The following is a 22,717-nucleotide window of genomic DNA, read 5'->3' on the forward strand; positions in this document are numbered from 1 at the left end:
AGCCAGCCGCGCGCCTCCAGCGCGTGGCGCAAGGCCTGCCGCGCCGACGGCGACAAGGCGCCGTCGGCGGCGCGCTCGCGGCTGGCCTGGGCCGACAGCACGAAGCCGTCGGGCACCGGCACGCCCATGCGCGCCATCATCGCCAGCTGCCAGCCCTTGCCGCCGGCCAGCGCGGGGCCGGCGTCGGCGGCGGCGGCCCAATCCAGCGTCAGCGCGCTCATGCGGGGCTCCCGGCGCCTTGCGTGAACAGGCTGACGACGGCGTCGAACTCGCGCTTCAGGCTGGCGCGGGGATCGGCCAGCCAGCGGGTCAGCGCGCCCAGGTACAGCAATTGCAGGTGTTGGGCGAGCTGCGCTGCGGACAGGTCGGTGCGCAGCTCGCCGGCGGCCTGGCCAGATTCGATCAGCGCGGCGAACAGCGTATGCATGCCGCTGCGCGGATACCGGGCGTCGTCCTGGGCGGCGGGCTGCGCGGTCGCCAGCCGATAGTGCAGGTAGGGCGCCATGTAGGCGCGGTGCGCCTCGGACCAGTGGGCGGAAGCGTGCAGCGTCTTGGTCAGGCGCTGGACGAAGCCGGGCAGCTTCATCAGGCGGGGCAGCAAGTCGCGCGCCGAGCGGGCCAGCTCTTGATGGAAGTAATGCGCCAGCAGCGCTTCCTTCACGGGAAAGTGGTTGTACAGCGTGCCCTTGGAGACGCCGGCCTGCGCCGCGATCTGCTCCATCGTCACGCTGTCGTAGCCGTGGGTCTCGAACAGCGTGTAGGCGCTGCGGGTCAGCAGGTCCAGGGTCTGCAGGCGCTTGCGTTCGCGCAGGCCGGGCGCGGCATCCGGTTCGGAGGGGGACATGGCGATCCATAAATTATTGAACGACGAATAATATTGTACGTCGTTCAATAATTTTGGAAAGCCCGCGCGTCGCCGGAATGTCCCCCCCGGCGGCGGGCGAAGGGAATGAAGGATCAGGCCGCCGTGGCCGGCAGGTTCCCGTGCAGCAGGTAATCCATCAGTTCGCGCACCGAGCGCATGGCGTTGCCGAAGGGCAGCTTGGACGCGCCCCGGAAGAACAGCCCTCGGCCGACTTCGCCGCGCATGGCCGCCGCCAGCTTCAGGTCGATGCAGAACTGACCGAAGCGCGAGATGCCGTCGCGCATGCCGCACTGGGTCAGGCAATCCATGCGCTGGCTGCAGCGTCGCTCGTCGCAGCGCGCGTTGGCCTGCAGCGTCTTTTCCTGCTTCAGGTAGCGCGTCAGCCAGGGCGTGGCCACGGCGCGCGCCGGCAGGCCGGCCACGCTGGTGAACTCGGCCAGCTTGTCCGGATCGGCCTCGATCAGCACGCGCTTGAAGTTCTCGTGCGCGTCGCCCTCCTGGGTGACGGCGAAGGCCGTGCCGACCTGCACCGCGTCGGCGCCGTGGCCCAGCCAGTGGCGCACCTGCTCATGGCTGCCCACGCCGCCGGCCACGATCAGGCGCGGCGCGTCGCGGCCCAGTTGCAGCTCCTGGAACAGCTTGTGGCATTCGGCCAGCACGCGCTTGAAGTCGAAGCGCTCGTCGTGCACATCCTCCAGCTTGGCCGCGCCCAGGTGGCCGCCGGCATGGCCGGGATGCTCGATCACCACGGCGTCGGCCATGCGGCCTTTCTTCAGCCATTTCTTCAGCACCACGGCCACGCCCCGCGCCTCGGACAGGATGGGGATGAGCGAGACCTTGGGATGGTCCGCCGTCATCTCGGGCAGGTCCATCGGCAGGCCGGCGCCCATGACGATGGCGTGCGCGCCGCTTTCGCAGGCCTGGCGCACCAGCGCGGGATGGTCGCGCACGGCCTTCATCACGTTCACCGCGACCAGGCCGCGGCCCTGCGACAGGTCCAGCGCGGCGCGCACCTCGCGGTCCAGCGCCTCCAGGTTGGCCTGGGTGATCAGCTCGCGGTCGCGGCAATGCTCGGTTTTTTCTACCAGGTCGGGGTGGTGGTGACGCAAATCCACGCTGGCGATGGTGCCCACCGCGTTCTGGCTGGCCACCGCGCCGGCGAGCCGGTGCGCCGACACGCCGACGCCCATGCCTCCCTGGACGATGGGCAGCAGCTCGCGGCCGGCTAGGGAGAGGGATTTGAACCACGTCATGTTGAGAGAGCCTTTCATTGGAACAGTGTTTGGAGGCTAGGCGATCGCGATCGCGGGCGTGTTGCGCGAAATCAAATCCGCGCATGAAGCCGCTTCAGGCGTCAAGCGGGGCGGCACACTAGCGGCACGCGAATTCGTCGAACCAGCCGCGCAGCATTTCCTGCGCGCCGGGGCCCAGGCGCGAGGCCGCCGCCGCCGTCGGGCTGCTGCGCGCGTTCTGCACCGCGAAGCGGCGCACGCCGCGTCGCGCCAGTTCGCGCGCCAGCGCCAGCAGACGGTGTAAACAAGCAAATTAATTGCGAATAGGTGATATAAATGAGCACATTGAATGCGAACAAAGTCTCTTCCCTAGTCTCCGGCCCAGTTCGCCAGATCGGCGTCCAAAGCCGTAGTGTCACCGGAACGATGCCAAACGGCAATCGTTACGAGTCGTCGCTGGAGAGAGACTTCATGCTCTTGCTCCAGTTCGACTTCTCCGTAGACATCTACACCCCACAGCCGGTAGTTGTGAAGTTCCAGGATCAAGACGGGAATTGGTGTCGGTACACGCCAGACGGCCTGATCGAGTGGAGAACGGATCTTCGCCGGGATAGCCAGCCGGTGCTGGTGGAGATCAAGTATCGCGAGGCGTTCCATGGCAAATGGCGCGCCTGGCGGGAACGTATCAACGCAGCAAAACAATATGCCGAAGAGCGCGGCTGGCTCTTTGAGATCTACACCGAGCGCGAGATACGAACCCCCTATCTCGATAACGCCCGTTTTCTTCTGCCCTATCGCAATCGTGCCTTTGACTCCGGCGCAGAAGAGGCAGTGAGATCCGCTATTGATGAACTCGTCGAGACCACTCCAAGCGGGCTCGCCGAGTTCATTTCTCCTGACCGTTGGCGTCAGGCAGAGATTCTTCCGACGATCTGGAAATTGCTCGCTGAACGTCGGATCGGCTTTGACCTCGTGCAGCCGCTCACGATGCAATCACCTATTTGGGTTCTTGGAGGCTACGCATGAGCCAACTCATTCCTGGCTGTCCGGTCTCTTGGCGCGATCGCGACTGGATACTTCTTGATATTCCTTCGATTGAGCGCGTCCTTATTAAGGATCCGGAAAGTGGCCACATGGAGCTTGTCCCCGCTACTGAGCTTCAGGTGAAGCGCCCGGCGGGAAACGGCAAGCAAGGCCTCATGACCATTCCGGACGAAGACTGGAACGAGGCTTGGATCCGCTTTGAGGCCATACGGCCCCTGGTTGAGCGACAAAACCGAAAGCGCACTCGCCAGGAGGTCGACGAGGTCGCTGCCAAATTTGGAAAGGACCGTGCCACCGTATATCGCTGGATTGCCAAGTGGCAGGAGAGCAAGACAGTTTCCGCACTGGTACGCCGAGGGCGGAGCGACAACGGCAAGTCTCGATTGACCACAGAGGTGGAGGTAGTTATTCAGGCCGAGATTGAAGCGTTCTACCTGACTCGAGAACGCCCCTCTGTTGTCGAGTTGTGGGAGCGCATCGCGCTCTCATGCCGGGAGAAGCAGCTTGCCGCTCCGAATATCTCGACGATCCGTCGCAGGATCGATGGGCTTCAGGATCGATTGATCGTCGCAAAGCGGCACAGCTTCAAAGAGGCTAGAGAAAAGTACCAGCCGTTGCGAGGGTCGTTCCCTGGCGCCGATGTGCCACTAGCCGTCTACCAGATTGATCACTCTCCGATCGACATGTGCTTCGTCGATGAGCAGTACCGGCAGGAGATTGGGAGGGGCTATCTAACGATCGTCACGGATAGCTGCACGCGCATGCTTGCAGGCTTCTGTGCATCCCTCGATCCGCCTGGCGCGCTCTCGACGGGATTGGCATTGGCACATGCAATCTTGCCAAAGGTGCAATGGCTGTCGGAGCGATCCATCGATGTGGCGTGGCCTATCTATGGCATCCCCTCCAAGATCTATGCCGACAACGCGTCAGAGTTTCGCGGGACCATGCTTGAAAGAGCATGTCGCGAGTACAACATCGTGATGGAGAACCGTCCTAAAGGTTTGCCGAACTATGGCGGGCATGTCGAGCGGTTGTTTCGCACATTCATGCACCGCGTTCAGACGTTGCCCGGCACCACGTTCTCCAACGTGCAAGAGCGTGGCGAATATGACTCCCAAGGTCGAGCAGTGATGACGCTGCGCGAGTTCGAACACTGGTTCTCGATCTTCGCGCTGAAGGTATATCACCAGAGACCACATCGCGGCATTGGCCGCATTCCACCCATCAAGTACTACGAGCAGTTCCTCCTCGGGACAAGCACGACTCTCGGAATCGGGCTCCCTGAACCCGTCCGTGATGAGCGCAAGCTTCGACTGGATTTCATGCCCTATGTCGAGAGAACGATTCAGGAGTACGGTGTCGTCATCGACAACATCCACTACTACGCAGACGTGCTGCGACCGTGGATCCACGCACGCGACCCCAAGAACGCGAAGCTGAAGCGGAAGTTTGTCTTCGTGCGCGATCCTCGCGATATCAGCGAGGTGTACTTCTTCGATCCGGAGACGAAGACCTACTTCGTAGCGCCCTATCGCAACATCACGCGTCCGAAGATCAGTGCGTGGGAGCTGAACGCAGTCCTGAAGCGCATCGCTGCGCAGCCAGAGCTTCAGCCGGATGAAGACACCATCTTCCAAGGGCTCGCAGAAATGGCCCGCATTGAGCGCGCGGCAGCAGAGAAGTCTCGAAGCGTTCGACGCAATTCTCAACGGCGAGTGGGTTGGCGACAGAATGCCGTGCCAGTCGCTCGGGCAGACTCATCAGTTGAAACGCCGGCGCCGAGCTGGGATGGTGATGTTCAACCCTTCGATGACATCGAGGAGGCGCAATGAATTATCCGCACCTCTCAGATACCGCCATCTCCAAGCTCGAACTATCCGATCAGGAGAGAATTCAACACATCAAGAAGCCGCGGTGGATCGGTTACACCCGCGCGAAGGAGCTTCTTGGAAAGCTGGAGGATCTGCTCGCTCATCCCGTCCAGCCTCGCATGCCGAACATGCTGATTGTCGGCGAGACGAACAACGGTAAGACCATGTTGGTGGAGAAATTTCGGGAGAAGCATCCGGCAAGCGAAAACCTCACCGGTGAGGCAGTGAAAATTCCTGTTCTCTACATCCAGGCGCCGCCTGGACCAGACGAGCGGGGAATCTACAACGCCATCCTCACCCGCCTCTTTGAAGATAACCCGCGGAGCGAGTCGACGGATGCGAAGCGTGATCGTGTCGTAGCAATTCTGAGGCGCGTGAGCCTCGGCTTGGTGATGATCGACGAGATCCACCACTTGATGGCCGGCGCCTATGTGAAGCAACGCAACTGCCTCAACGTGCTGAAGTACATCGGCAACGAGCTGCGGGTTCCTATCGTTGGTATCGGTACTGCGGAAGCCGTGCGTGCAATTCAGACTGATCCACAGCTGGCAAACCGATTCACTCCAGAGGTTCTACCTAAGTGGACGCGCAACGCGGAGTTCGCGCGACTGATGTCGAGCTTTGAGCGAGTTCTGCCACTGCGCGAGTCATCGCATTTATCGACGCCACCTTTGGCTGATCGCATCCTAGACATGTCTTCCGGAACGATTGGAGAAATGTCCACCTTGCTCAACATGGCGGCTATTCACGCGATCAAGGTTGGTGAAGAGCGAATCACCGTGTCGATGCTAGAGAACTGCGGATACGTGCCTCCAACTCAGCGAAAGCAAGTCGCCGCAACTCTATAGGTGAATCGTGGCACCCACGATATGGCCTATCCATCCGCACCCTCTCCCGGATGAACTGTTGTCGTCCTGGATGATTCGCCTTGCACGAGGAAACGGATACAAAGTTCATAACTTCTACGCCTCTTACTTCGGTAGAGAACGGCAGATATGGAATCGGGATGTCGATCACTATGCGCCGGATTGGCTGCTAGAAGGGCTTTCGCAGCGCACTGGTACTAGTCTGGGACAGATCAAGCGGATGACACTAAGAGCCTACGAGTCCATCGTGTTTGAAGCGTTTCAAGAGCATGGTGTAACCAGGTTCGTCATGCCGTTGAGCGTCTATCATCGGACACACCGGGCCTTCGGGCAGCAATTCTGCCCAGTATGTCTAGACGAAGACAAAGAGCCGTACTTGCGCCGGAGCTGGCGCTTGGCGTTGCTTGTGGTATGCACCAAGCACCGCGTGCTTCTCCAGGAGCGCTGCGGGACGTGCGGCAACCCGCTTGCTCCTCACCGGGCCGACATGACGACGCGCCACAGCTTTCCTGCAAGAGGAGATATGCGGACGTGTGGCTTCTGCAGAAAATCCATTCTTGGCTCACCTGTAAGTGCCGATGGCCGTGATGTCGCCATGCAGCGATCGATTGAGCAAGTCATTGATCGCGAATACACATGCATCGGAGAAAATTCGAGCCTTTACTCGCATCTGTACTTTGATGGGCTTCGTGCGCTTATGCATGGAATCCGTCGCCTCAAGATCGTGACGCCCTCAAACCGCAATTTCGAGCGCTGCGATATAGAAAGTCGACTACTTCTGATGCGTCACGCGGTCAGGCTGCTGCGGAACTGGCCAGAGAATTTCCTGAGGCTTTGCGAACATGCGCGCCGGCCATACACAACGTTTTGTCATGATGAGGCTCCGCCCTACTGGCTGTACAGCGTGATGCGAGCAAACTTCTGGCAGGCGAGGGCCTCCCGGCCAACGCTACAGAACACTATGAGAAGGGACCGTTCTGCAACTCGGCAGGCTTGACGAGTGCTGCGCACGTATGAAAAGCACAGATCTCGGTTGAAAAAAACGATGATAGGCCGTTTTGGGCCGGCGGCTGCCTGACAAGCCTTTCTTCTCCGCCGATACTCGGTCGAGCGACTTCTTCCCACCGGTTTTTCCGGCAGCCTATGACCCTTTGTTGTCGGTCAGACATTTGGAAAGCGGTCGCCCAACGTGAAGTTGAGGGGCGCGCCGCTGATAGGTGGAGCGTCCCTTCGAACGTAGTGTTAGGGTTCAATGGCATGAAGAAACTCTTCATTGGACATTACGCGATATGAGTCTATTGAAAGCGGAATAACCTCATTAAGTAGCGTAAACGTATTCCTCAAGGCCGCAAGTGTGCCTCGGTCGTTCGTGACAAGAATGTCCTCGCCATGTAAGTCAAGACACAAGGAGGTATAGGCGTCTTCACAGTCGTTTTGGTCAACCAATAGCTCCGCTGCTCCCGGCTGAAGCCGATTCGCGTATTGATACATGCGATGAATGAGATAGCCAAAATATGGCGCCGTCGCGAGAAAGGTTCTTATCTGAACGTCCTTATCAGATGTTCCAGATAGCGACAGTGTCGCCGCGAGCAATTGTTCAAGAAACTCCGCCGAACTCAGGCAATGCTTCCCATTCAAGGATAGGTCTAGTTTCGCGAGAGCCGGAAGCGACTTAATGTGAGCGACGAAAGAATCTTCTTCTTCCTTCAGAATCTTTCCAATTCCTTTCCCAATATCTCGACATGATGCGATGGCTCCATCGGGGTATGAAAGGATCTTGGTTTCTAGCTCCGCCAGAGTCTGGGATTGCTCTGCTGCCGCGATTAGCTGACCCAAGACAGCCCTGTCTTCCTTTCGAGTTGGGTTAGCGGATGACTGTATCCGTTGTGACAGGAGCCAAAAAGGATCGTCCAGTATCTGTGCCATCTTGCACTTGACTAGATTTCCTCGGGCTCGCGAATAGTCATCATCGTTGGGTGAGTCGTTCAGGTGGCTAGCGAGCTCGAGAACAGACACCGTTGGAACGGCAATGTCGAACTTCGTGGCTGCCAATTTCAGGTTGGCACTAGAGATACCACGGATTGCCGACGTGTCCAGGATGTACATATTGAGCCCTAATGTTTGAGGTAAACGGCCTCGTGCACTTTATGCGCGAGGCCGGATTGTCCGAGTGGTTAGCCCCCAATTCGGCCAGCCAGCCCGCCAACTATCGCGGCCACAACTGGATGAGCAAGGAACTCGGCCAGCTTTGACTTAGCGGCCTCTTTCTCATGCGCCGCGACACTTGAAGCTTCAATCTTCGTCAGAAGCTCGGCGAGTGAAAGTGACATTGCCTGCGCGTTGATTGAGTGGCCCGCAACGTTGATGTTTCCGGTAACTGGGCCATTAAACGTAATGTTGGACACAGGCTTCTCCTGATGCAGTTGGGCGTACAAAGGACAGCCCGAAAAGTGGAGTGGTTCGACGTGGCTCCATGACCAGCGCCAGTCTTTTCCCTCGGGCGCGGGGTCTCTGGCGATAACCTGTTCGGCGATTTGCTGATCAATGTCGTCTCTTATCCGAATGAGTGCGCTGCCAAATAGTTTGAACGTATCGAAGGCAACCTCGGGGCAGAAATTCGAATAGCAGTTTGGGTTCTTGCCGCCGGAGATCGATGTTTCTGCTTCGGCTATCGCGGGAGCCAGTTCATGCGCGCGCCACTTAGCGAGTGTGGCGTCATGTAACTCCTTTGGCATTCGGGTTGTGATTCCAACCTCTGAAAGAAGTGCCGCGCTATCAAAGTACCGAGGGCAACGGTGGACGCTCGCGTATGGGCAACGGCCGAGAAGCCCCTTTCGCTCACTTTCTGACGAGTACCAAGCAAGATCGGGATAGATGGGCGGCATAGCGTATCTAATGGGGACTAAGTTTGATTTAGGGAGCAGTTTTGCGCCCAATCTTTGGCGTTTTTCTCCCCAGCTTGAGATTTGAGCATTCTTATCAAAACTACCACCCAGTAGCATCGCAAAGTTGCCACTTAGTGGCGTACTAGGCTGACACCTTATTCCTCCGAAGCTATCAGAGGTATGGCTTCGTCTGCCCCGGCCACGAGCAGCCATTGACAGTTTTCCCTATAGCAGGCATTCAAGGGCGGCGGCGTTATGCTATCGTATTTATTTGCTGCCTTTCACGACTTTTTAGCAGCCATGATCTCCAAGTCTATGCTTCCGAAATCCCATAACTGCGACTGTTTCCGACTATATGACAGTCCGAGGTTAGGGAGACAGATACCAGAGTTATGGCACAAAATTGTCTCCCTAAAACAAAGTTGGACATCGAAATGTTGTACAAGTCCGTCGCACTCGCCGCGCCATAGGAGCCCAGTTAGCAATGTCCGACTTTCGCCCTGTCAATCCTGATGACAGGCTCATTTATGAGCTGATGCCAATTCTTATTGGGATCGGCCCTGATGAAGACCTGCATTGTTACGGCTCATGCTTCATAGCGTGGCCACACATGGCGATAACAGCGAAGCACGTTATCGAACAACTATTGAAGCAAGACCCTGAGATTGCAGCCGGACGTGAAGCCAAGTACGAATATTGGGTGGCGCAGGTCAAATGGGAAGGTGATGAACATAGCTACGTGGTCTGGACAATCGATTCAATAGCCCTGTCTGCGCATTCCGACATAGCGATAATCTGGTTGAGGGCGCTTGATGAAAACGCCGGTCGTTACAAGGACTGGAAGGCAGTTCCTGTGACGTTTGATCCCCCGCCTGTCGGTGCAACTGTGCGAGCATTTGGTCTTCACAATGTTCGCTTCGATGGCTCTCGCGTCAACTCCGAGGGGAAATTTGAGCACGTGGAGTTGAACTTTGATCGGTCAGTATCCACCGGAGTCGTCCGGCAGCACTATTGGGGCGGCAGAGATAAGGGCATGTACAGCTTTCCGTGCTTTGAGGTCGATGCGAAGTTCGAGCATGGGATGAGCGGTGGCCTTGTGATCAGTGACGACAGTCGCGTTTGTGGGATCGTTTGTGGCAGCTTGCCTGCCATGTTGCCGGATGAGCCCCACGTTTCCTATGTCACGTTGCTGTATCCAATGATGGCAATCCCGGTGGACGCTCGGCTCGTCCCCGAGAGTGACGAAGCTGTCCGTTACCACCTACAGCACTTGTCGGCGAAAGGAATATTCACACCAACTGGTTGGGAACGTGTACTTATCCGTGATGAGCTCGACTGTGGAGGGCCAATCACGATTCAATATCTTATGAAGACATGATCTGCGGCCTCGCCACTACGATGCCTAACCCATCATTCGAGCGGCCTCGCGCGAAAAGCCGCGCGAGGCCGCTCAATTCAAACGTTGAACGTCCGCTTTTTCGAGCGGGCAATTACCGCTTTGGGTCGGAGGCCAACGTAGCTAGGTAGTTACTCCCTCGAAATACAAATGGCCGGTCTGTAATCAGAAGCGGCCATTTTTTGAGAGTCCGAGTGGTCACGTTCATGCCATTGGATGGCAAGGTTGGAATGCCACTAGGCGGCCGCCTTTCGACGCGATTGAGTGCCAGCATTCGTGCAAATACTCAAGATTGTCATTTCACTGGAAACCAGCATAGTTAACGGCTGAAAATATCTTGATCGTCGCAATCCTGACGATGACATTTTTATGCTGGATGGTCTTCAAGTGCAAACGCAGCACCTGTCAGCGAGTCGTAGAGGTGGTTGCCGCCTTTCAGCACCCTGTCAAAGAGAAGGCTAGTAAAGATCGCCTCGTCCTTCGTGCTATAGCGATGCCAGCGATATAGTGTCCAGTTGTTGTTCCGAATGTAGTCCAGACGTCGCTTGAAGGATCCAGGCAGCATGTTCTCAAGATGTTGCCGGTGGTAGTTTTTGTGCTTGTCTTCGCGCGCCTTGACGAGCTGACCGACCGAGTCATAGACGATTCTCATGGTCTCGGCCAAGGAGCACTCATCCAGAAGTTGTCGGAGATTTTGCGCTATCAATGGGCTCCAGCGCTCACATGAGAAACCAAATCGGCCCAGTTCTTTCTCAAGAAGCTTTCGAAGTTCAGAGAGACAGACTGTGTACCAGACCTCGCGCCAGTCGTTGAGCATTGCTTGTTCCAGCGTGCATTCAAGAGACAACAGGACTTGGATGAAGGGTAGACCGTCGCTATCCGGCGCCAACGCCCAGCTGATGTGCCGTGGGTCGTAGTCCACAGTTCCATCAGCGTCGAGGCGAAGAGCCCAACGACTTACCTGGTCAGGCGAAATCCATCCGCGTTCGTGCAGCCAGCGATAGACGGCTGCTGAGTCTTCGGGATGTGCGAACAGAGGAGTCTCATGGCTGGACCAGGCTTGTAAGCTACCCCGTGTCCAAAGATCGCCCGATGCAGAAAGAAGGCCATATAAAAGAAATGCGTCTTGAAATGGCGCCGTTGCGTAGCTTTTGGGCGTCAGCTCTTCCGACCATGCTTGAACCTGTTGTTGAATGGCCTTTTCTTCGTTTGAGCGCTTTTCTTCCTGAAGACGTTGTTGTTCTTTGAGGTGCTCGTCCACGCATATATCGCATTGCCCCTGCGGGCCTATTCTTCTCCTGCCCAGGGGGCTGCTCTGCAGGGCCCGAAAGGCGGTACGCGACGGCGCTGGGAACCGGCGGCCGCAGTTGCATCGTACGGTCGTGAAAGCGATACACGATTCATGCACGACCTTTGTAAGCTTCGCTTGGGGGTAGCCATGCCGCCTTGCTATGCTTGCCGTCGAGCCGTGAGCCCAATCGCCGTTGTCGCTCAGTTGCCAGTACTCGATTGCCAACTGGATGAGTTGCTCATCGTCCGTAGTGAAACAAAGGTCGAGCATTGTGACTCCCACTAGAGCTGTTTGATGATGTCTTGCGTGAATGCCTGCGTTCCCTTTTTAGGGCGGTGTTTGATTGGAATGCAGACCCACTTCTTGAAGTAGTCCTTGGCTCCCCAACCGTTCTTACGCGCAACTTCGAGCATGAACTGTTCAAGTTCGCGCTTCTCGATTCGTTGGCCGTTGTGGTGTCGGACGTGCAGGAGCGCTAGTGCCTCGGCGCCTTTGCGTTGAATCTCTATGAGATAACACCACACGCTTCCTTGAAGCAGTTCAGCAACGACATAGCCGCGAGGAGGGGCGCCTGCATGGTCCGACGTTAGATGCCAACTACGTACCTTGTTGATGTGCCAAGGCAAGAAGTTGACGATGCCAGTGTCAGGCCGCTGGCGGAAGGAAGACGAAATGGGAATAGTTTTGAATGGATAACCCGCCTTGACTAGCAATGCCAGCGCCTCGAAGAAGTCGTCAAGTGTGACCGGTATCTTGGGCGTCGCGGTAGCCTCTACATTCAACTCGGCTGTCGAGCCGTTTCCTGATAGATCACCAGTCGAGGCGCTCCCGTCAGATTCTCCGGTGTCGTGAGGTTGTCGCGCTCGGGATCGATACTGCTGTATTAGCTTCTGGTCTTCAACTATCTCAACGAGAGGGTCGTCAATGTTTCCGGACGCTTCGATACAGGCAGCTTCCAAATGATCTGTGGGATCCTCTGCAGAGGTGACAACAGGCGTATCTAGCTCGACAGGGTTGCGAATAAGGCCGCCCCACGCGGGTGGAAGGTCGGAGTCGCCAGCGTTCAGACCTTGTTGGCTGTTGTTCTTTCGCTCAATGACAAGCCGGTCAAAGCAAAAGCGGACTTGTAGGTCTGTTATCTCTGTTGCTAGGAAGCCCCAATTCGTGATCTCTTTCGTGCCTTCCAGCACTTTGAACGGCATGAATTTTCCGTTAGCCTTGAACAGAACTGGGTTCTTAAAGGGCAGGTTGAGTTTGATGTGGGCCGGTGGTTGCCCATGGTCCTGATGATTCACGCTCTCAATGGTGAGAGCCTTGCGGAACCGGGCGTACTCCTGGGACGCAACAGGGTCCGCGATGAGGTTGGCGAGCGCAGGGCCTTCCGTATTACGGAAGTCCTTGAACAGAACCAGATAGAACGTTTGTGGATCGTCGGGGAGGGGGGCGGATGATGGATCGACGATCTTGTCAAACTGCCCGTAGACGAGACGACGGACAGCTTTTGGGGATGTGGCGAGCGCTCGCTGGAATAAGGTGGTTGCAGGTATTACAAGGAGGCGAATGTCCGGCGTCGGATCGTAGAGAAGCACAACCCACGAGCTGTTGATCTCAGTTAGCGCGTCGCGGCCAACCCGGTACCTATTCGGAGCAAATATCGGCTCCCAAGCGCCACCTATCTGCACCTTGCTGTCGAAGCGGACGAGCTGACATTTCTCGTACGCTAGTGTGCATTCGATATCTCTCGACTGCACCGGCACTCGTACGCCATCAAGCCAGACTGACCCAATCTTGAGAAGGGCGATGAAACCGACCTTGACCGCTACCGTCCTATACTTCGGCGGCTCGGGCTGAGACTTGGTGGAGAGCGGATCTCCAAAGTCTGGAAGGAGCTCGGTAAGGTGAACGGTGATGCGCGGCTCAGTACGCGAAGAAGGGGGATAGATAAGGCGTCCGAGCCAGGTGATGCACCATGGCTTGTCGTTGAACCTGAAGTCTTCGATTTGGACGGTCATAAAGTGCGGCAAGGGTCATATTCGCACTTAATTTGCCCTATTTGCATGGGATTGTGAACAGTCGCAAATAGTTAGAAGTCTTACAGACGGGTCTCGTCGAGCCAATCCGGATGCCAGGTGATGCGGCATTCGAAATCCACGCCGGACGCCAGCAGCAAGGTCAGGCAGGCTTGCGCCGGCCGCTGCGATTCGCGCCGGCCGGTGATGTCGTCATAGCCCTGGGCGTCGGCCTTGATGTCCAGGCCAACCCAGTCCAGGTGGCGCAGCGCGTCGGCCAGCCGCAGCGGATAGATGCCGGCCGTATGCAGGCCGATGCGAAAGCCCATGCGTCGCGCGTCGCGGATCATGGCTGGCAGGCGCGGTTCGCTCAGGGGTTCGCCGCCGGAGAACACCACCGCGTCCAGCAGGCCCTGGCGGGTGGCCAGGAAGGCGCGCACCTCGCGCCAGTCGTAGCGCGCGGCGCGGGTCTGCAGTTCCGGGTTGTGGCAGTAGTGGCAGCGCCAGGGGCAGCCGGCGATGAAGACCACGGCGGCCAGCGTGCCAGGCCAGTCCACGGTGGAGAAAGGGGTCAGCCCGCCGACGGCGGGCGAGTGGCGCGGCAGCGCCTGCGCGGCCGGCAGGGGCGGCGTGGCGTGGGCGCGCGCGGTGTGCAGGCGCGAACCGGCCCGGGGGCCGGCCGCCGCCTCAGGCGCGGGGTTCGACGAAGAAGCGGCGCTCATTGAACTCGCCTTGTTTGCCGGTGTTGAACGAAGAGACGGGGCGGTGATAGCCCATGACGCGGGTCCAGACTTCGCAGCGCACGCGCTGGCTGTCGTCCAGGACCGGCGCGGTGGCGGCCTGGGGCGTGGATGGTTCGGTCATCAGGGTTTGCATGGTGGGGTTTCCTTCTGGGTGGGACGTCGGGCGGGCTGCCCGGCGCGGGTGAGCATTGCGCTAGGCCGGGACGCGGCAGGCCGATTGCCGGGCCAGCAGTTCGGCGTCGCACTTGGGGCAGAACTCGTGGCGCCCGGCCAGGTAGCCGTGCGTGGGGCAGATCGAGAAGGTCGGCGTGACCGTGATGTAGGGCAGCCGGAAATTCGCCAGCGCGCGCCGCACCAGCGTCTTGCAGGCTTCGGCCGAGGACACGGCTTCGTTCATGTACAGGTGCAGCACGGTGCCGCCGGTGTACTTGCCCTGCAGCGCCTCCTGTTGCGCCAGCGCCTGGAACGGGTCGTCGGTATGGCCCACCGGCAGCTGGCTGGAGTTGGTGTAGTAGGGCTGGGCCTCGGTGCCGGCCTGCAGGATACCGGGATAGCGCTTGCGGTCCTCGCGGGCGAAGCGGTAGGTGGTGCCCTCGGCCGGCGTGGCTTCCAGGTTGTAGAGGTGGCCGGTCTGTTCCTGGAATTCGGTCATGCGCGCGCGCACCCGGTCCAGCAGGCGCAGCGCCAGCGCGTGGCCGGCGGGCGTGGTCAGGTCGTCGGCGTCGCCGCTGAAGTTGCGGACCATCTCGTTGATGCCGTTCACGCCCAGCGTGCTGAAGTGGTTGCGCAGCGTGCCCAGGTAGCGCCGGGTATAGGGATACAGGCCCTGGTCGATGTAGCGCTGCACCACCTTGCGCTTGGTCTCCAGCACGTCGCGGCCCAGTTCCAGCAGGCGGTCCAGCCGCGCCATCAGGCCGGCCTCGTCGCCCCGGTGCAGATGGCCCAGGCGCGCGCAGTTCACCGTCACCACGCCGACCGAGCCGGTCTGTTCGGCCGAGCCGAACAGACCGTTGCCGCGCTTGAGCAGCTCGCGCAGGTCCAGCTGCAGGCGGCAGCACATGGAGCGCACCATGTGCGGCTCCAGGTCCGAGTTCAGGAAGTTCTGGAAATAGGGCAGGCCGTAGCGCGCCGTCATCTCGAACAGGCGCGTGGTGTTGGGATGGTCCCAGTCGAAATCGGGCGTGATGTTGTAGGTCGGGATGGGAAAGGTGAAGGCGCGTCCCTTGGCGTCGCCGGCCATCATCACCTCGATGTAGGCGCGGTTGATCATATCCATCTCGGCCTGCAGGTCGCCGTAGGCGAAGGGCATTTCCTCGCCGCCGATGTAGGGGATCTGCTCGCGCAGGTCGGCCGGGCAGGCCCAGTCGAAGGTCAAGTTGGTGAAGGGCGTCTGCGTGCCCCAGCGGCTGGGCACGTTCAGGTTGTAGATCAGCTCCTGCATCGCCTGCTTGACGTCGGCGTAGGTCATCGCGTCGCGGCGGATGAAGGGCGCCATGTAGGTGTCGAAGGAGCTGAAGGCCTGCGCGCCGGCCCATTCGTTCTGCAGCGTGCCGAGGAAGTTGACGATCTGGCCGATGGCGGCCGACATGTGGCGCGGCGGCGTGGCCTCGACCTTGCCGGGGATGCCGTTGAAGCCCTCGGTCAGCAGCTGGCGCAGCGACCAGCCGGCGCAATAGCCGCTGAGCATGTCCAGGTCGTGGATGTGGATGTCGCCGTCGCGGTGGGCCTGGCCCGCCTCGGGCGTGAAGACATTGGACAGCCAGTAGTTGGCCGTGACCTTGCCGGCCACGTTCAGGATCAGGCCGCCCAGGCTGTAGCCCTGGTTGGCGTTGGCGTTGACGCGCCAGTCGCGCTGCTCCAGGTATTCCTCCATCGCGCTTTCCACGTCCACCAGCGTGTGGCGCAGCGAGCGCAGCCGCGCGTGCTGCTCGCGGTGCACGATGTAGGCGCGCGCCGTGCGCCAGTGGCCGGCGCGCACCAGCGCTTCCTCGACATGGTTCTGGATGGTCTCCACGCCGGGGCAGACATTGCCGTCGCGCGTCAGGGCCTCGGCCACCGTGGCGGCCAGCGCCCGGGCGGCATGCGGCTCCAGCTCTCCGGTGCTCCGGCCCGCCGCCGCGATGGCCTGGGCGATCTTGCCGGCGTCGAATCCGACGACCCGGCCGTCACGCTTGAGGATGTGTTCAATCTGCATGGGTGGCACCATATGTAGTGGAGTGCGAAAACTCTATCACCACATATGGTGTTGATTGCGGCGCAGCCGCGCCGGATTTGGCCGGCGCTTGATCGGGCGCAAACCCCGCCGGCCGGGCGGGAAAAGACGCAATGCGTCCCCTCAAGCGCCGTTCGGCGGCACCCTGAAGTTGTCGGTGATGCGTTTTTCAGCGCGTCGCAGCCGGCGCATCAAGGCCGCGCCCAGGCGGTGGAGCCAGGGCATGGCGGGACGCGGCCGGGTTGCGTCCGACGGCGGTTCGATGGTGGGGCGGGCGGTGGCGGCGTGGGAGGGCGGTGTGGATGTGTCGTGATTCATGGAGCAGCATGCTCGGAGATACACTGCCATCCGTAAAGTTGAATGAACTGACCTCAATCGTCAGGAAAGCTGATGCGTAACCTGAACCTGGATCAGATCCAGACCCTGATCGCGATCGCCGACCTGGGCACCTTCGCGGCGGCGTCGCAGGCGCTGCATCTGGCGCCGCCCACGATCAGCCTGCACATCAAGGAACTGGAGGCGCGCATGCAGGTTCCGCTGGTGCTGCGCGGCCGGCGCCAGGCCGGACTGACGGCGGCGGGCCAGGCGCTGGTCGAGGAAGGACGCAAGCTGCTGGCCGCCAGCGATGATCTCGTGGACATCGTGCGCCGCCGCGCCGCCGGCAGCGTGGGCGTGGTGAAGGTGGGCGTGTCGGCCGGCGTCGGCATCCGCCTGCTGCCGCTCGTGCTGGAGGCCTTGGGGCGGCGCGCGCCCGGCGTGGACGTGAAACTGGAAGCGGCGGGTTCGGCCGAGGCGATGTTGCGGCTGCAGGGCGGCACGCTGGACGTGGCCATCGTCGCCAGTCCGCAGCCCGCCACGGCCCGGGTGGCCGTGACGCCCTGGCGCGACGACGAAATGGTCGCGCTGTTGCCCGCCTCATGGGAAGCGCCCGAGGCGGTCACGCCCGAATGGCTGTCGACGCGGCGCTGGGCCTGCTTCGCGCCGGGCACGCAGATGCACGGCCTGATCGCGTCCTGGTTTGGCCAGGCCGGTTTCAATCCGAGGCCATTCCTGGCCCTGAGCTACCCGGGCGCGTTGAAGGGCCTGGCGGCCGCCAGCCAGAGCGCGGCCATCCTGCCGCTGGCCGAAGTGGAGGACGCGGGGCACGCGGACGTGCAATGGCGCGCGCTGTCGCCGCCGCTCAGGCGGCCGATGGCGCTGGCCTATCGCGCCGCGCCCGAGCCGGGCGCGGCGGCGGCCGCCGTGCTGGAGGCGCTGGCGGCGTTCTCCACCGCTTGAGGTCCGCCAGAAGGCGGCAGGGCAAATGGCGGCCTGTCTCAGTCCAGCGTGATGCCGGCGCGCTTGCCGACGGCGCCGAAGGTGGCGAGTTCGCTGGAAATCTGATCGCGGAAGGCAGGGCCAGGCATGAACACCGGCTCCATCGCCATGTCCTCGATGGACTTGCGCACCTGCGGGTCGCGCATGACTTCCTCGACCGCGCGGCCCAGCGTATCCAGCACCGGCGCGGGCGTCTTGGCCGGCGCCACCAGGCCGTACCATCCGACCATGGACACGCCGGGCAGGCCGGCCTCGGCGAAGGTCGGCACGTCCGGCAGCTGCGGCGACCGATGCGCGCCGGTGACGGCCAGCGCGCGCACCTTGCCGGCCTTGGCGTGCGGCGCGGCGGACGCCACGGTGTCCACGCCCAGCGCGACCTCGCCGCCGATCAGCGCGGTCACCAGCGGCGCGCTGCCCTTGTACGGGACCGGCGTCATCCTGGCGCCGGCGGCCTCGGCGTACATCTCGCCGGCCAGGTGGGGCGCGGAACCCGGGCCGAAGGTGCCGTACATCAGTTCGCTCTTGCCGCTCTGCTTGCGGGCCAGCTCGGCCGCTTCGCCGGCCGTGCTGGCGGGCAGGTCCTTGCGCGCCAGCAGCACCAGCGGCGCCAGCGAGACGATGGCGATGTGTTCGTAGCTGCGCAGCGGATCGTAGGGCAGGTCGGTCTTGAGCGCGGGCAGCACGGAATAGGTGGTGCTGCCCGACACCATCAGCGTGTAGCCGTCGGGTCGCGCGCGGGCCACGGCCTCGGCGCCGATCACGGTGGACGCGCCGGGGCGGTTCTCGATGATGACCGGCTGGCCCAGCTTGCCGGCCAGCTTGCTGGCCAGCAGGCGCGCCACCGAGTCGGTCGCGCCGCCCGGCGTGAAGGGCACGACGATCTTGATCGGCTGTTCGGGATAGGCGGCGTGCGCCGTCGCGCCGCCAGCGGCGGCGGCCAGGGCCAGGGCGGTTGCGGCGGCGCGGGTCTTGATGGACATGGCGTGGTCTCGGCGTCAGGGTCGAAGGGGTGCGGCGGCGTCGCGCAGGGCCGGTCCCTGGTCGCCCAGGTCCCAGAACAGGCCGGCCATGATGGCCAGGCCCTCGCGGGCGACGCTGCCCAGCAGGTGCTCGTTGGGCGCGTGCTGCGCGCAGGCCGGGTACGAGTGGGGCACCCAGATCGTGGGCAGGCCCAGCAGGTCGGCGAAGATGTCGTTGGGCAGCGAGCCGCCCAGGTTGGGCAGCAGCGCGGGCCGCTTGCCGGTGCTGCGCTCGATCGAGGCCGCGGCCCAGCGGACCCAGGCGTTGTCCGGGGACAGCCGGGTGGCGCCGGCCTGCGCGCCCAGGCGGATGCGGACCTGGCCGAAGCCGGCCTGGCGCAGGTGTTCGCGCACATGGGTTTCCAGCGCGCGCCAGTCCGTGCCGACCACGAAGCGCAGCTGGCACCACGCAGAGGCCTCGGGCGGGATGGCGTTGACCGGCTTGGCCGGATCGCCGGCGCCGAAGGTCAGCACGTCCAGGCTGTTCCAGCCGAACACCTTTTCCGAGGCCGACAGGCCGGGCTCGCCCCAATGCGCGTCTATGGCGGGATCGTCCGCGCCGCCGCCCACGTCCAGCTCGGCCAGGGCCCCGGCCACCGCCAGCGGGATGGGCGGCGGACGCAGGCCGGGCACCGTGATGCGGCCGCGCGCGTCCACCAGCGTGGCGATGGCGTGGGCCAGCACGATGGCGGGGTTGGACAGCAGCCCGCCCCAGTTGCCCGAGTGATAGCCGCGCTCGCGCGCGCGCAGCGACAGCTCGAAATTCACCGCGCCGCGCGAGCCCATGAACAGCGTGGGCCGCTCGGCGTGCAGGCGCGGGCCGTCGCTGGCCAGGAAGACATCGGCCGCCAGCTCATCGCGCCGAGCCTCGCAGAAGGCGGCCAGGCCGGGCGAGCCGGCTTCCTCGCCGGTCTCGATCAGCCAGACGGCGTTGAAGCCCAGCCTGCCGCCGCGCGCGGCGATGGCCTGGCGCAGCGCGGCCAGGTTGATGCTGTGCTGGCCCTTGTTGTCGGCGGTGCCGCGCCCGTACCAGCGGTCGCCCTCGACGCGCAGCGTCCAGGGATCGCGGCCGGCGTCCCAGCGCGCCGCGTTGCCGCGCACCACGTCGCCGTGTCCATACAGCAGCACGGTGGGCAGGGCCGGGTCTTCGATGCGCCGCGCCACCAGGATGGGCAGGTCGGCGCCGGCCGGGTTGTCGTGGATGCGACAGGCAAAGCCCAGGCCAGCCAGCAGCGGCGCCATGTCGTCGCGCAGATAGGCGTGCTGCGCGGCCGCCTGGCCGGCTTCCTCGCTCTCGGTCCGGAACGCCACGCGGCGGGCCAGATCGGCCTGGAAGGTGCCGTCGTCGTACTCTGCGACGGCCTGCATGAGGGCTTGCTGGCGATTCACGATGGTCCTCGTTGCGGATTCGAGGCACAAAGTTATTACGCTTCTTCGCGTGCCACAATTAGATAATTCGCATTTCAAACATGCCATTTTGGCAATGCTTGGGAGTCCGCCGTGATTTCATTGGGCCTGAGGTATTTCCTGGAAGTCGCGCGCAGCGGCTCGATCGCCGCCGCCGCCGGCGCGCAGCACGTGGCGGCCTCGGCGGTCAGCCGGCAGATCGCCAAGCTGGAGGACGAGCTGGGCATCGCGCTGTTCGAGCGTCAGGCGCGCGGCATGGCGCTCAGCGACGCCGGACGCCAGCTGGCCGCCTACGCCAGCGCCGCCGCGCTGGAGGCCGAGCGCGTCGCCACCGAGATCCGCCATCGCGGCGAGCAGGGCGACGTGACCGTGCGGCTGGCCTGCACCGAGGGCTTCGCCCATCGCTTCCTGCCGCAGTGCATGGCCGAGTTCAAGCGCCTGCGCCCGCAGGCGCGCTTTCACCTGCGGGTCGAGCGGCCCGAGGAGGTCGGCCGCCTGCTGCTGGAAGGCCTCTCGCAAATCGGACTGCGTTACACCACGGTCCATGACGACCGCCTGTCCACCGAGGTGCTGTGCCGCGCGCCGGTCTATGCGGTGATGTGCCGCCGGCACGCGCTGGCCGGCCGTCGCAGCGTCAGCGTGCGCGACCTAGCCCGGCTGCCGCTGTCGCTGGGCGACCAGGGCACCACGGTGCGGCAGCTGTTCGACGCGGCCTGCGCCAATGCCGGGCTGCACATCGAGCCGGCCTACGTGTCCAATCATTCCGCCGCCTTCCTGCCCATGCTGGCCGGCAGCGATATCGTGGCCCTGTCCGGCTACCTGACCGTCGGCGGCCAGCTCGACGCGCTGCGTCTGGCCGCCGTGCCATTCAGCAATCCGGAAATGCGCCAGCGCAGCGTGCAGGCGCAGACGCTGCAGGGGCGCACGCTGCCGGGATTGGCGCGGGAGTTCATGGACCTGCTCGGGGAGCGCCTGGAACAGGGACTGCGGGCCAGGGAGGGGTGAGGCTCTGGCCCGCCGGCCCTACATCGGATCCAGCGGATAGATCGGCCGGCGCACGCGCTTGAACTCGATCTGGCTGTAATCCGATGTGGTGACGCCGTTGCCGGCGCATTCGATGATGGCCGTCGCCATGTCGGCGTAGCCCGCGCGCCAGTGCATCCGGCTCTTGAGCGCCAGGTAGCGCTTCTGCGTCGGATCGATGCCGGCCGACAGCAGGCAGTTGACGTCGTAGGGCTCCTGGTGGCCGGAGATGACGACGATCTCGACGCGGCCCGTGTCGATCACCACGGTCAGCCCGGTGTCGTTGAGCGTGCCGCGCCCCATCGGGCCGCGGCTGCGGTACAGGCCGTCGAACACCAGCTTGACGCGGCCCGTGACCTCCAGCGGCAGGCTGGGCTGGCGCAGCGCGGGGGCCTGGATCTTGCCGCCCAGCGAGAGCGTGACCGTCTGGCCCACGCCGGCCCGGGCGGCCTGTTGCGCGGCGTCGGGATCATAGATGGCGTAGAAGGCCACGTTGTCCAGTCCCTGGCGCAGGATCTCGGCCAGCACCGTGGTGTTGTCCATCGAGCCGCCCGAGGCCGCGTTGTCGCAATGGTCCAGCAGCACGACGGGGCCCTGTTCGATGCCGGCGGCGCGGGCGACCGAGGGTTGCAGCGCGTCGGAGCGGTAGACCCAGTCGGCGCGCGTCGCCCAGGCGCGGTCCAGCAGTTCGTCGCGCAGCTGCTCGGCCTGCGCGGGGCTGGCGTCGGTACAGACCACGGCGCTCAGGCCGGCCTCGCGGATGTCGGCGTGGGGAAAGCCCACGAACACCGACGCGGCCAGCGCCTGGCCCTGGGTCTCCAGCTCGATGCAGCGCGCCTGCAGCGACCGGTTGGGCTCGACATGGGTGCCCTGGCGCAGCACGTGCGGCAGCATGGGCCGGTTGCCCCAGGCCATCACCGGACGGATCTCGCCCTTGAGCGCGCGCGCCACGATGCGCGCGGCGCGCACGGCGGCGGCGTGGATGTCGACGTGAGGGTAGGTGTGATAGCCGGATATCACGGTCGCGTGCCTGACCATGTCGTCGTACAGATTGGCATGCATGTCCAGCGTCACCGCCACCGGGATGTCCGGCGCGATTTCGCGGATGCGGCGCAGCAGGTCGCCTTCCGCGTCTTCCAGGTCGCTGGTCACCATGGCTCCGTGCAGGTCCAGCAGCACCGCGTCGTAGCCGCCGCGCGCCAGCTCGTCCAGCACGGGCTGGCACAGCGCTCGATAGGTCTCGGCCGTGGCGGGGCCGCTGGGCCAGGCGGCCGCGGCCACCGGAATGGTGACGTCCGCGCCGGTCTCGCGCGCCACGTCCAGGTAGCCGGCCAGGCCGCTGTTGGTGCCGCCGTAAAGCGCCACCGCCGCGTCGCCCGAGACGGGCTCGGCGCTGCCGCGGAAGAAGCGTTCCAGCGGGGTGGGGACGGGCGAGAACGTGTTCGTCTCATGCTTGATCATTGCCAATAGCCAACGCATGCTGCCTCCAGTGAGGGAAAAAGGGAATGGGCCGCCGGGCCGGCCCGGGGGGAAGACG

The 22,717-nt window shown here is 62.7% G+C and carries 20 protein-coding genes and 1 pseudogene; 7 read left to right on the top strand and 14 right to left on the bottom strand.

Annotation, left to right across the window (positions count from 1 at the left end; all coding sequences use genetic code 11):
• The 3 genes from ACEU5R_RS28510 to ACEU5R_RS28520 form a co-directional block, all read right to left on the bottom strand.
• A partial coding sequence (locus tag ACEU5R_RS28510) for a PEP/pyruvate-binding domain-containing protein (RefSeq protein WP_392413142.1) occupies nt 1-221 on the bottom strand: 221 nt, incomplete at its 3' end.
• Entirely contained in the window at nt 218-844 is a 627-nt protein-coding gene (locus tag ACEU5R_RS28515; RefSeq protein WP_392413143.1) for a TetR/AcrR family transcriptional regulator, read from the bottom strand. The genes ACEU5R_RS28510 and ACEU5R_RS28515, both read right to left, overlap by 4 nt.
• 113 nt (nt 845-957) lie before the next feature.
• Nucleotides 958-2,118, bottom strand: a complete 1,161-nt coding sequence (locus ACEU5R_RS28520; protein ID WP_103274225.1) for a nitronate monooxygenase family protein — start codon at nt 2,116-2,118, stop codon at nt 958-960.
• 315 nt (nt 2,119-2,433) lie between these two features.
• On the opposite strand from ACEU5R_RS28520, the gene ACEU5R_RS28525 reads away from it, so the two are divergent.
• From ACEU5R_RS28525 to ACEU5R_RS28540, 4 genes are read left to right on the top strand one after another with little or no spacing between them, the layout of a single operon-like run.
• Entirely contained in the window at nt 2,434-3,123 is a 690-nt protein-coding gene (locus ACEU5R_RS28525) for a heteromeric transposase endonuclease subunit TnsA (protein WP_392413144.1), read from the top strand.
• Nucleotides 3,120-4,973, top strand: a complete 1,854-nt coding sequence (locus ACEU5R_RS28530) for a Mu transposase C-terminal domain-containing protein (protein WP_392413146.1) — start codon at nt 3,120-3,122, stop codon at nt 4,971-4,973. Before ACEU5R_RS28525 ends, ACEU5R_RS28530 begins: the two co-directional genes overlap by 4 nt.
• Nucleotides 4,970-5,860, top strand: coding sequence for a TniB family NTP-binding protein (locus ACEU5R_RS28535; protein WP_392413147.1), 891 nt, complete (start codon nt 4,970-4,972; stop codon nt 5,858-5,860). The genes ACEU5R_RS28530 and ACEU5R_RS28535 overlap by 4 nt, the downstream gene beginning before the upstream one ends.
• Before the next feature lie 7 nt (nt 5,861-5,867).
• Nucleotides 5,868-6,875: a TniQ family protein gene (locus ACEU5R_RS28540; protein ID WP_392413149.1), complete on the top strand. Its 1,008-nt coding sequence runs from the start codon at nt 5,868-5,870 to the stop codon at nt 6,873-6,875.
• Nucleotides 6,876-7,120: 245 nt separating this feature from the next.
• Here the strand turns inward: ACEU5R_RS28540 and ACEU5R_RS28545 are convergent, their stop codons facing one another.
• Both ACEU5R_RS28545 and ACEU5R_RS28550 read right to left on the bottom strand, forming a co-directional pair.
• Complete coding sequence (locus ACEU5R_RS28545; protein WP_392413150.1) at nt 7,121-7,984, bottom strand: hypothetical protein; 864 nt, start codon at nt 7,982-7,984, stop codon at nt 7,121-7,123.
• A 68-nt stretch (nt 7,985-8,052) separates the two neighbouring features.
• Nucleotides 8,053-8,613 carry a hypothetical protein gene (locus ACEU5R_RS28550; protein ID WP_392413152.1) on the bottom strand — a complete coding sequence of 187 codons (561 nt, stop codon included), beginning with the start codon at nt 8,611-8,613 and terminating at the stop codon, nt 8,053-8,055.
• Nucleotides 8,614-9,247: 634 nt separating this feature from the next.
• Between ACEU5R_RS28550 and ACEU5R_RS28555 the strand changes: the two genes are divergently transcribed.
• On the top strand, nt 9,248-10,141 hold the full coding sequence (locus ACEU5R_RS28555; RefSeq protein ID WP_392413153.1) for a trypsin-like peptidase domain-containing protein: 894 nt from the start codon (nt 9,248-9,250) through the stop codon (nt 10,139-10,141).
• A 385-nt stretch (nt 10,142-10,526) separates the two neighbouring features.
• Here ACEU5R_RS28555 and ACEU5R_RS28560 read toward each other — a convergent pair whose 3' ends face one another.
• The 6 genes and pseudogenes from ACEU5R_RS28560 to ACEU5R_RS28585 form a co-directional block, all read right to left on the bottom strand.
• Nucleotides 10,527-11,420, bottom strand: a complete 894-nt coding sequence (locus ACEU5R_RS28560; protein WP_392413155.1) for a hypothetical protein — start codon at nt 11,418-11,420, stop codon at nt 10,527-10,529.
• Nucleotides 11,421-11,731: 311 nt separating this feature from the next.
• Nucleotides 11,732-13,462: a hypothetical protein gene (locus tag ACEU5R_RS28565; RefSeq protein ID WP_392413157.1), complete on the bottom strand. Its 1,731-nt coding sequence runs from the start codon at nt 13,460-13,462 to the stop codon at nt 11,732-11,734.
• An 83-nt stretch (nt 13,463-13,545) separates the two neighbouring features.
• Nucleotides 13,546-14,181 (bottom strand): annotated as a pseudogene (locus ACEU5R_RS28570) (anaerobic ribonucleoside-triphosphate reductase activating protein); the annotation flags it as partial.
• Nucleotides 14,147-14,335 (bottom strand): anaerobic ribonucleoside-triphosphate reductase, encoded by a 189-nt coding sequence (gene nrdD / locus ACEU5R_RS28575; RefSeq protein ID WP_103274227.1) that lies wholly within the window; start codon nt 14,333-14,335, stop codon nt 14,147-14,149. The gene nrdD and the pseudogene ACEU5R_RS28570, both read right to left, overlap by 35 nt.
• A gap of 60 nt (nt 14,336-14,395) precedes the next feature.
• Complete coding sequence (locus ACEU5R_RS28580; RefSeq protein WP_392413159.1) at nt 14,396-16,396, bottom strand: ribonucleoside triphosphate reductase; 2,001 nt, start codon at nt 16,394-16,396, stop codon at nt 14,396-14,398.
• A 141-nt stretch (nt 16,397-16,537) separates the two neighbouring features.
• Nucleotides 16,538-16,732 (bottom strand): hypothetical protein, encoded by a 195-nt coding sequence (locus ACEU5R_RS28585; RefSeq protein ID WP_103274229.1) that lies wholly within the window; start codon nt 16,730-16,732, stop codon nt 16,538-16,540.
• 72 nt (nt 16,733-16,804) lie between these two features.
• Between ACEU5R_RS28585 and ACEU5R_RS28590 the strand changes: the two genes are divergently transcribed.
• Nucleotides 16,805-17,692, top strand: a complete 888-nt coding sequence (locus tag ACEU5R_RS28590) for a LysR family transcriptional regulator (protein ID WP_392413161.1) — start codon at nt 16,805-16,807, stop codon at nt 17,690-17,692.
• A gap of 38 nt (nt 17,693-17,730) precedes the next feature.
• On the opposite strand, the gene ACEU5R_RS28595 is transcribed toward ACEU5R_RS28590, so the two are convergent.
• Both ACEU5R_RS28595 and ACEU5R_RS28600 read right to left on the bottom strand, forming a co-directional pair.
• Nucleotides 17,731-18,711: a Bug family tripartite tricarboxylate transporter substrate binding protein gene (locus ACEU5R_RS28595; RefSeq protein ID WP_392413162.1), complete on the bottom strand. Its 981-nt coding sequence runs from the start codon at nt 18,709-18,711 to the stop codon at nt 17,731-17,733.
• A 15-nt stretch (nt 18,712-18,726) separates the two neighbouring features.
• Nucleotides 18,727-20,139 (bottom strand): M20 family metallopeptidase, encoded by a 1,413-nt coding sequence (locus tag ACEU5R_RS28600; RefSeq protein ID WP_103274232.1) that lies wholly within the window; start codon nt 20,137-20,139, stop codon nt 18,727-18,729.
• Nucleotides 20,140-20,250: 111 nt separating this feature from the next.
• On the opposite strand from ACEU5R_RS28600, the gene ACEU5R_RS28605 reads away from it, so the two are divergent.
• Entirely contained in the window at nt 20,251-21,162 is a 912-nt protein-coding gene (locus ACEU5R_RS28605) for a LysR family transcriptional regulator (RefSeq protein ID WP_392413164.1), read from the top strand.
• A gap of 18 nt (nt 21,163-21,180) precedes the next feature.
• On the opposite strand, the gene ACEU5R_RS28610 is transcribed toward ACEU5R_RS28605, so the two are convergent.
• Nucleotides 21,181-22,659: a M81 family metallopeptidase gene (locus tag ACEU5R_RS28610; RefSeq protein WP_103274234.1), complete on the bottom strand. Its 1,479-nt coding sequence runs from the start codon at nt 22,657-22,659 to the stop codon at nt 21,181-21,183.
• Nucleotides 22,660-22,717 lie beyond the last annotated feature (58 nt).

Origin of the sequence: Achromobacter sp. 413638 (assembly GCF_043119405.1) — a bacterium.
Classification (GTDB): Bacteria; Pseudomonadota; Gammaproteobacteria; order Burkholderiales; family Burkholderiaceae_B; genus Achromobacter.